Annotated in this window: 9 protein-coding genes; all 9 read left to right on the plus strand. The window is 33.1% G+C overall.

Annotated elements, in window-relative coordinates:
• Positions 1 to 23 precede the first annotated feature (23 nt).
• The 9 genes from JOC47_RS05600 to mnmA all read left to right on the plus strand — a co-directional run bounded on the left by JOC47_RS05600 (position 24) and on the right by mnmA (position 8,167).
• Positions 24 to 833 (plus strand): Cof-type HAD-IIB family hydrolase, encoded by an 810-nt coding sequence (locus JOC47_RS05600; protein WP_204701047.1) that lies wholly within the window; start codon positions 24 to 26, stop codon positions 831 to 833.
• Positions 826 to 1,614 (plus strand): HAD family hydrolase, encoded by a 789-nt coding sequence (locus JOC47_RS05605; RefSeq protein WP_204701048.1) that lies wholly within the window; start codon positions 826 to 828, stop codon positions 1,612 to 1,614. Before JOC47_RS05600 ends, JOC47_RS05605 begins: the two co-directional genes overlap by 8 nt.
• A 416-nt stretch (positions 1,615 to 2,030) precedes the next feature.
• Complete coding sequence (locus JOC47_RS05610; protein WP_204701049.1) at positions 2,031 to 3,350, plus strand: replication-associated recombination protein A; 1,320 nt, start codon at positions 2,031 to 2,033, stop codon at positions 3,348 to 3,350.
• A 16-nt stretch (positions 3,351 to 3,366) separates the two neighbouring features.
• On the plus strand, positions 3,367 to 3,990 hold the full coding sequence (locus JOC47_RS05615) for a YigZ family protein (RefSeq protein ID WP_239550925.1): 624 nt from the start codon (positions 3,367 to 3,369) through the stop codon (positions 3,988 to 3,990).
• Positions 3,990 to 4,601 (plus strand): YczE/YyaS/YitT family protein, encoded by a 612-nt coding sequence (locus JOC47_RS05620; protein ID WP_204701050.1) that lies wholly within the window; start codon positions 3,990 to 3,992, stop codon positions 4,599 to 4,601. The genes JOC47_RS05615 and JOC47_RS05620 overlap by 1 nt, the downstream gene beginning before the upstream one ends.
• Positions 4,602 to 4,739: 138 nt before the next feature.
• Complete coding sequence (locus tag JOC47_RS05625; RefSeq protein WP_204701051.1) at positions 4,740 to 5,195, plus strand: RrF2 family transcriptional regulator; 456 nt, start codon at positions 4,740 to 4,742, stop codon at positions 5,193 to 5,195.
• Positions 5,196 to 5,239: 44 nt separating this feature from the next.
• Positions 5,240 to 6,406: a cysteine desulfurase NifS gene (gene nifS / locus JOC47_RS05630; RefSeq protein WP_204701052.1), complete on the plus strand. Its 1,167-nt coding sequence runs from the start codon at positions 5,240 to 5,242 to the stop codon at positions 6,404 to 6,406.
• Positions 6,407 to 6,546: 140 nt separating this feature from the next.
• Positions 6,547 to 6,960: a Fe-S cluster assembly scaffold protein NifU gene (gene nifU, locus JOC47_RS05635; protein WP_204701078.1), complete on the plus strand. Its 414-nt coding sequence runs from the start codon at positions 6,547 to 6,549 to the stop codon at positions 6,958 to 6,960.
• Between the two features lie 130 nt (positions 6,961 to 7,090).
• Positions 7,091 to 8,167, plus strand: coding sequence for a tRNA 2-thiouridine(34) synthase MnmA (gene mnmA / locus JOC47_RS05640; RefSeq protein ID WP_204701054.1), 1,077 nt, complete (start codon positions 7,091 to 7,093; stop codon positions 8,165 to 8,167).
• The last annotated feature ends 314 nt before the right edge of the window (positions 8,168 to 8,481 follow it).

Here is an 8,481-nt window from a genome sequence, read left to right on the forward strand (position 1 = left end):
AAATTGTTGGGGGTAATAAATTTATGGATTATAAACTTATAGCAATAGATATGGATGGAACTTTATTAAATGATCAAAAAGAGATACCAGAAGAAAATCGCACGATGATAGAAATGTTAGCCGATAAAGGAATCAGTTTTATTTTAGCTAGCGGTCGACCTTATCAATCTTTAGCACCTTATACTAAAGAATTAGAAGTTTATTTACCCTTGATTTCTGCTAATGGTTCTATGGTTAAATGTAGTTTAACAGAAAGAACTTATCACAAATGTAATTTACCATTAGATAAAGCACAGGAAATTATAGATTATGGGTTAAAGAATGATTATGGAGTTAGTGTTTATTATGATGGAGAAATTTTAACTAGTAGTTCAGAAATGGCAGAAGGACATTTAGAATTAGAAGGAATTAAACCTAAAGTTGTAAAAGACTTAAAAGTATCTAAGGCGCCAATTAAAATTATTTATTATGGGGCAGAAGAAAAAATAGATGATGTTTATGCTTTTTTAGGAGAAGAGTATCAGAATAAATTATATATTACTAGATCAGATGAAGAGTATTTAGAAGTGATGAATTTAGAAGTTTCTAAAGGACAGGCTTTAAAATATATGATGAAGAAAATGAATGTGAAAGCTGAAGAAGTAATAGCAATTGGTAATAACTTCAATGATGTAGCTATGTTTGAAGTAGCAGGAGTAGCAGTAGCAATGGGCAATTCTCCTCAAGGAGTAAAAGATAAAGCAGATTTTATTACTAAATCAAATCAAGATAATGGAGTGGCTCATGCTTTGAGAAAAATAGTTATAGAGGGAGGCGCAGAATTAGATGTATAAATTAGTTGTTTTAGATTTAGATGGAACATTATTAACAAATGATTCTATTATTTCTTCTTATAGTAAAGAAATATTACTTGATTTAGCAGCACAAGATGTTAAAATTATATTAGCTAGTGGCCGACCTTATCAATCAATGTTAGCTTTTGCTAAAGAATTAGAGTTAAATACGCCTTTAATTGCTAATAATGGTGCATTGATTAAAAGACCATCAGGTGAAGTGCTAGCACAAAATTTTATTGAAGTAGAATTAGCAGAACAGATATTAAATTATGCTAAACAGCGTGATTTACATATTAGTTTTTATTTTACAGATCAGATTTGTGTAGAAGAAATAACTGATAAAGCTGATGTTCATATCGAAGAAGAAAAAGTGATGCCGCAAGCAGTAGGAGACTTAAAGAAGAGATTAGATGAACCACCAATTAATATTTTGTTTAATATAGATAAAAAAATAATGAGAAAAACTGTCAGAGATTTAAAGAAAAGATTTGGCGAAAGTTTGTCAATTGTCCAAACAACTGAGAATTATATAGATGTAACAGGACAAAATGTTAATAAGGGCGTTGGACTGAAGGCATTATTAAAAAAATATAATTTATCTCCGCAAGATGTAGTATCTTTTGGTAATAATTATAATGATCTAGATATGTTAGAATTGGCAGATTTAGGTGTAGTAACTGATAATGCACCACAAGAAGTTAAAGAACAAGCAGATATGGTTACTGTAAGTAATGAAGAACATGGCGTTGCTAAGGCATTAGAAAAGATATTTATATAAAGTGTAACTTGCGGGCTGGGAGATGAAATTATTTCTTCGCTCCTAAATCTAGTTTGATTCGTCTAAATTCGTATAGTTATCTGTAATTTAGTTTAATTAAATCAGAAATTAAACTTTCAAAATTACAGATAACTATACTTCATTAAGACTCATTTACAAACTAGATTTAAAGTCGCTTTGAAAAAATTTCATCTCCCACCAAGGCAGTTTTACTTTAATAGTGGAGGCAAGAACTGTCTTAAATTGAGGTTGTTTTTATTTTTTAACTGTTTCCTACGAGTCTTAAAGTGCAAAGACTCTTCGTGTAGACCGATTATTTAGACTTTCAGCTAGGTTTTATGACCAATCTATATGCAACAATTTTTGCTCATTGCACTACTAACTACTGTTAAACTTATAGAGTATGAGGTGGAAAAATGGATTTATTTACTCAAGCTAATAATCAAGATGGGGATAATAATAATCATAGTAAACCGTTGGCTGCTCGAATGAGGCCGCAGACATTAGATGAATTTATGGGGCAAGAGAAAATTGTTGGTGAAGGAAAATTGTTGCGGCGGGCTATACAGGCAGATCGTTTACAGTCTGTTATTTTTTATGGTCCCCCGGGAACGGGCAAGACTACTTTAGCTGAAATCATTGCGAATACTACGGTAGCTGAATTTGAAAGTTTAAATGCTGTGACTTCAGGAGTTAAAGATTTACGGGAAGTAATTGAGCGGGCTAAAGAACGGCGGGGAATGTATTCTAAAGCAACAGTCTTATTTATTGATGAAATTCACCGTTTTAATAAATCCCAGCAGGATGCTTTATTACCTGCTGTAGAAGATGGAACTGTAGTTTTAATTGGAGCTACTACAGAGAACCCCTATTTTGAAGTTAATTCGCCTCTGATTTCGCGGTCGCGAATTTTTAAATTAGAGAAATTGAATGCTTCACAAATTATAGAAGTTATGGAACGAGCTTTGGAAAATGAAGAAAAAGGATTGGGACGTTATGAGGTAGAAATTAGCAGTGATGCATTAGAACATTTAGCTGATGTAGCTAATGGTGATGCTAGACAAGCTTTGAATGCTTTGGAATTGGCAGTGTTGACTACTCCTACAGAGGGAGGGGTAAAAACTGTTGATTTAGAGGTGGCTGAGGAATCGATTCAACAAAAGGCGATTAATTATGATCAATCTGGTGATAATCATTATGATACTATTTCGGCTTTTGTTAAAAGTTTACGCGGTTCTGATCCTGATGCGGCATTATATTGGTTAGCAAAGATGATTGAAGCTGGAGAAGATCCGATGTTTATTGCGCGGCGAATGATAGTTCATGCAGCTGAAGATGTGGGGAATGCTAACCCTCATGCGTTGATGTTAGCAGTTTCAGCAGCTGAAGCATTGGAGTATGTAGGACTGCCGGAAGCAAGAATTCCCTTGGCCCAAGCAGCTATTTATATTGCTTCGGTTCCGAAAAGTAATGCGGTAGTAAATGCTATTGATGAAGCAATGGAAGCTGTGAAAAGCAATTCAACTTCTGGAGTACCCAGTCATTTAAAAGATGCCCATTATAGTGGAGCAGAAGATTTGGGTAATGGGCAGGGTTATAAGTATCCGCATAGTTATCCAGGAAATTATGTTAAACAACAGTATCTGCCTGATGAATTAACAGCAGCAGAATTTTATTCTCCTACTAATAATGGACATGAAAAGAGATTGAAAAAATTTTTAGATAGTTTAGATTAGCGAGGTAGGTGTAATTATGGATAGTTATAAGACGATTGCTCAAGATACGAGGATTCAGCGTAAAATAAAGAAATGTAAGTTTATAACTTCAATTAAAAATGTTACTACGGTTAGAAAAGCTGAAGAGTTTATAGCAGATATTTCAGAAGAGTTTGCTGATGCTACTCATAATGTTTATGCATTTAAAGTAGGGTTAGAAGATAAAGCTATTACTCGTTCTAGTGATGATGGTGAACCCTCTGGTTCTTCAGGTCCTCCAGCCTTAAAAGCGATTGAAGGAAGAGGATTAACTAATACTGTAGTAGTAGTAACGCGATATTTTGGTGGCGTAAAACATGGGGTTGGAGGATTGATTAGAGCATATGGTGATAGTGTTAGAGAAGCAATTGATGAAGCAGGAATTATAAAAAAGACACGTTATATTAAATTAGCTATTGAAGTATCCTATGATATGATGGGGCAAGTAATTAATGATTTAGAAGGTTCAGAAGCTAAAGTTGAAAATACTGAATATACTAATGAGGGGGTTAGAATAATTGCGGTTATGAAGCCGAGCCTTATTAGTAATTTTAAAGCTAGGATTAAAGAGGAAACAAAAGGAGAATCGGAGTTTGAAGAACTAGAAGAGGTGTTTGTTTAATGGAAGAAAAAAATAGTTGGTTAAGATTTACCTTAGGGTTAATAATAGTTAGTATCGGGATTGTACTAACAGTTAAAGCTCACTTGGGTGTTTCACCGTGGAATGTATTTCATATTGGGTTGACTAATCATTTTAGTATTACTTTAGGACAAGCTAGCCAGTTAACTGGTTTAGTAATTATTATTATGAGTTTTTTAATAGCTAAAATCAAACCTACTATAGCAACAGTTATTAATATGTTTTTAGTAGGATTCTTAATTGATATAATTATGCCTTGGATTGCAAAACCAAATGCTTTAGTAATGCGTTATTTATATTTGATTTGTGGCGTTATTGTCTTTAGTTTTGGAGTTGGAGTCTATATCTCTGGAGAGTGTGGCACGGGACCTAGAGATAGTTTGATGATGGCTTTAGACCGGAAATTAAACTATAGATTAGCTGTGATTAGAAATAGTATTGAATTTACTGTATTAGTAGTTGGTTATTTTTTAGGAAGACCGGTAGGTATAGGAACTATTGTAGTTGCTTTATCGGTAGGTCCAATAGTAGAAAAAACTTTAATGTTAATGAAAAAATTATTTAAAAGTTGTACTTATCAACCTGATTATTAATAATTTTGAACTATAGAGTTAGTGTAAATTAGCTTTGGTTTTACATTTTCAAATCTAAGAATTGACAAATCCCGAGTGGTATGGTATGATTAATCTAGTAATCCTGATAAGAATACTCGGGATTAAAGGAGTGATGTTATGAAATTATCTACAAAAGGTCGTTATGGGGTGCGAGCAATGTTTGATTTGGCCCTGCATGAAGGTGATGGCCCAATTCCTTTACGTAGTATTGCTGAAAGACAAAATATATCTGAACATTATTTAGAACAATTGATTTCAACTTTACGTAATGAAGGTTTTGTAGAAAGTGTGCGAGGAGCACACGGGGGATATATGTTAGCTAAAAATCCTGAAGAAATAACTATTGGTCATATTATTAGAGCTTTAGAGGGGCCAATTTCTTTAGCTGATTGTGTAGCAGGAGAGGAAAGTAACTGTGATCGAAGCTCAAATTGTGTAGTAGAGTTAGTCTGGAATCAAGTTAAAGAAGGAATTGATGAAGTATTAGATTCTATTACTTTAGAAGATATTAGACAGGAAGCAATTAATGCTAAGCAAGAAGGAGAACAACATGGTTATATGTATCATATATAATAAATAGTAAGTAACAATTTAAGTTTATAAAGGAGGAAATAAAAATGGAAAGAATATACATGGATAATGCGGCGACTACCGCCACTGACCCAACAGTACTTGAAGAAATGAAGCCCTATTTTACTGAGGTATATGGAAATCCTTCTAGTTTTCATTCATTTGGTAGAGAAGCTAGAGATGCTGTTAGAGAAGCTAGGGATAAGGTTGCTGATTTAATTAGTGCTGATGATGCTAAGGAAATAGTATTTACTAGTGGAGGTACAGAATCAGACAATTATGCAATTAAAGGGGTAGCTGAGGAATTAAAAGATAAAGGTAAACATATTATTACTTCTAGTATTGAGCATCATGCAGTGCTGCATACTTGTGAATATTTAGAGGATAAAGGTTTTGATGTTACTTATTTACCAGTTGATGAAGATGGTCTTGTAGACCCTGCTGATGTTAAAGATGCTATTCGAGAAGATACTATTTTAATTACTATTATGTTAGCTAATAACGAAGTAGGAACTATTCAACCTATTTCTGAAATTTCTGAAATTGCTCAAGAAAATGATATTACTATCCATACTGATGCAGTGCAAGCTGTAGGTTCTATTCCAGTGGATGTAAATGAATTGAATGTTGATTTATTATCTTTATCTGGGCATAAATTTCATTCTCCAAAAGGAATAGGTGCTTTATATATTAGACAAGGTACTAGAATAGAGAAATATTTACATGGTGGTGCTCAGGAAAGAGGGCGGAGAGCTACTACTGAGAATGTTGCAGGAATTGTTGGTTTAGGAAAAGCAGCTCAAATTGCTGGACAAAATTTAGAAGAAAAACAGGCTAAGATAACTCAGTTGAGAGATAAATTAATTGATGGAATTTTAGAAGAAATTGATGAGATTAAACTTAATGGTCATCGCACTAAGCGTTTACCTGGTAATGTTAATTTTAGTATTAGGTATATTGAAGGTGAATCAATTTTAATGAAGTTAGATTTAGCTGGAATTGCAGCATCAAGCGGTTCTGCTTGTACTTCTGGTTCCCTTGAAGCATCTCATGTTTTACTAGCAATGGGGCTATCTGCTGAAGTAGCGCATGGATCTTTGCGATTGTCTTTAAGTAAATATAATACTGAAGAAGATATAGATAAAGTTTTAAATGTATTACCTGAAGTAGTTAGTGATTTAAGAGCTATGTCTCCTATATATAATCAAGACTAAGAGATAGTAAACAGTAATCAGAAAATAGTAATGAGTAAAAGTCAAAATCAGAATCTTGAATTAATTTTTGATTGTTTTTATGTTTTAACTCATTACTGATTACTAGTTACTCATTACTAAATTAAGGAGTGATAATAATGATGGATTATTCTGATAAAGTGATGGATCATTTTGAAAACCCGCGTAATGTAGGTGAAATTGAAGATGCTGATGGTGTGGGACAGGTAGGGAATCCTTCTTGTGGGGATATTATGAAAATGTATATTAAAGTTGATGATGATAATAAAATTAGTGATGTTAAATTTAAGACTTTTGGTTGTGGGGCAGCAATAGCTACTAGTAGTATTACTACTGAATTAGTAAAAGGCAAAACTTTAGATGAAGCAAAAGAATTAAGTAATCAAGCTGTTGCAGAAGCTTTAGGTGGTTTGCCAGATGTAAAAATGCATTGTTCAAATTTAGCTGCTGATGCGTTGAGAAAGGCAATTAATAATTATTTAGGGATTGAAACTGAAGAAGAAGATGACTTTCATTGTCACCATCAACATGGATAAAAATCAATAATAAAGAAATAATAGTTAAGAAAGAATGAAATCTAAAACGGCACAAAACTATAAAGTAATAAGGACATGGCTTTGCCATGTCCAAATAATGTTAGACTATAATTAAAAGAGGGTTGATTAGATGTTAGATAAAAATAGAGTTGTGGTAGCAATGAGTGGTGGAGTTGATAGTTCTTTGACGGCTGCTTTGTTGAAAAAACAAGGTTATGATGTAATTGGTATTACAATGAGAGTTTGGCCTTCTGAAGAAGAGCCAGTAGATGACGATACTAATTGCTGTTCTTTATCTGCTGTAGAAGATGCTAGGAGAGTAGCATCTAAACTGGATATTCCATTTTATGTAGTTAACTTTGAGGAATTGTTTAAAAAGACAGTAATTAATAATTTTAAAGAGGAATATGCTCAAGGTAGAACCCCTAACCCCTGTGTTGTATGTAATAAAGAAATTAAGTTTGATGCTTTTTTAAGAAAAACTAAAGAATTAGATGCTTATTATATGGCTACAGGGCATTATGCTAAAATTGATAGGAATCAAGAGGGGCGTCATATATTAAAGAAAGCTAGTGATCCTAAAAAAGATCAAAGCTATATGCTTTATAATTTGACTCAAGAAGAACTTGAACACACTTTGTTTCCTCTAGCCAAATATAAAAAAACTGAAACTAGAGAGTTAGCTGAAGAGTTTGATTTAAATGTTCATGATAAACCTGATAGTCAAGAGATTTGTTTTATTCCAGATGATGATTATAAAAGATTCTTAAAAGAACATTATCCTGAAATCATAACTCCAGGTCCAATTGTAGATTTAGATGGTAATAAATTAGGCGAACATGAGGGATTACCCTTTTATACAATTGGTCAGAGGAGAGGTTTAGGCTTAGAAACTCATCAAAAGAGATATGTTGTGAAATTAGATACGGAAAATAATACGTTAGTTGTAGGAGAGAATAGTGATGTATTTAGTAAGAGTTTAATAGCGGAAGATGTGAACTGGATTGCAATTGATGAGCTTTCTGAAGCAAAAACTGTAGAAGCTAAAATTAGATATAACTCTCCTGCTCAAGAAGCTACTATTATACCGCAGGAAGAAGAAGTAAAAGTGGAATTTTCTCAAGAGCAAAGAGCAGTTACCCCTGGGCAATCTGTAGTTTTTTATGATGGAGATATAGTAGTTGGTGGAGGAATAATTAAAGAATGATTTGGATATAATATAAATAATAAAAAATCTAAATTTTCTATTGACAATAAATCAAGCATATGATAAATTATTTACTGGTGTTTGAGAGAGGGATGAAACTTAATTCGAAAGATTTAATTCATCCCTTGACAGCTACTGATTCTTATGATAATCTAGTAGATGTCGCTTGAAAGAGAGGGGCCAGTTTTAAGCTTCATTTGCGACTGGCAAAATTGATTATAAACTTCTCTTGACAAGCCAAAGTTTCTATGATAAATTGTTAAATGTCGCTTGAAAGAGAGGCCGCTTCTTGGTCCGCATTCAAAGCGAATATA

It is taken from the genome of Halanaerobacter jeridensis (genome assembly GCF_016908315.1).
Taxonomy (GTDB): domain Bacteria; phylum Bacillota; class Halanaerobiia; order Halobacteroidales; family Halobacteroidaceae; genus Halanaerobacter; species Halanaerobacter jeridensis.

Coding starts and splice junctions, on each gene's coding strand:
- JOC47_RS05610 (WP_204701049.1), top strand. CDS start 2,031: ATGGATTTATTTACTCAAGCTAATAATCAAGATGGGGATAATAATAAT.
- JOC47_RS05620 (WP_204701050.1), top strand. CDS start 3,990: ATGGAAGAAAAAAATAGTTGGTTAAGATTTACCTTAGGGTTAATAATA.
- mnmA (WP_204701054.1), top strand. CDS start 7,091: ATGTTAGATAAAAATAGAGTTGTGGTAGCAATGAGTGGTGGAGTTGAT.
- nifS (WP_204701052.1), top strand. CDS start 5,240: ATGGAAAGAATATACATGGATAATGCGGCGACTACCGCCACTGACCCA.
- JOC47_RS05625 (WP_204701051.1), top strand. CDS start 4,740: ATGAAATTATCTACAAAAGGTCGTTATGGGGTGCGAGCAATGTTTGAT.
- JOC47_RS05605 (WP_204701048.1), top strand. CDS start 826: ATGTATAAATTAGTTGTTTTAGATTTAGATGGAACATTATTAACAAAT.
- nifU (WP_204701078.1), top strand. CDS start 6,547: ATGGATTATTCTGATAAAGTGATGGATCATTTTGAAAACCCGCGTAAT.
- JOC47_RS05600 (WP_204701047.1), top strand. CDS start 24: ATGGATTATAAACTTATAGCAATAGATATGGATGGAACTTTATTAAAT.
- JOC47_RS05615 (WP_239550925.1), top strand. CDS start 3,367: ATGGATAGTTATAAGACGATTGCTCAAGATACGAGGATTCAGCGTAAA.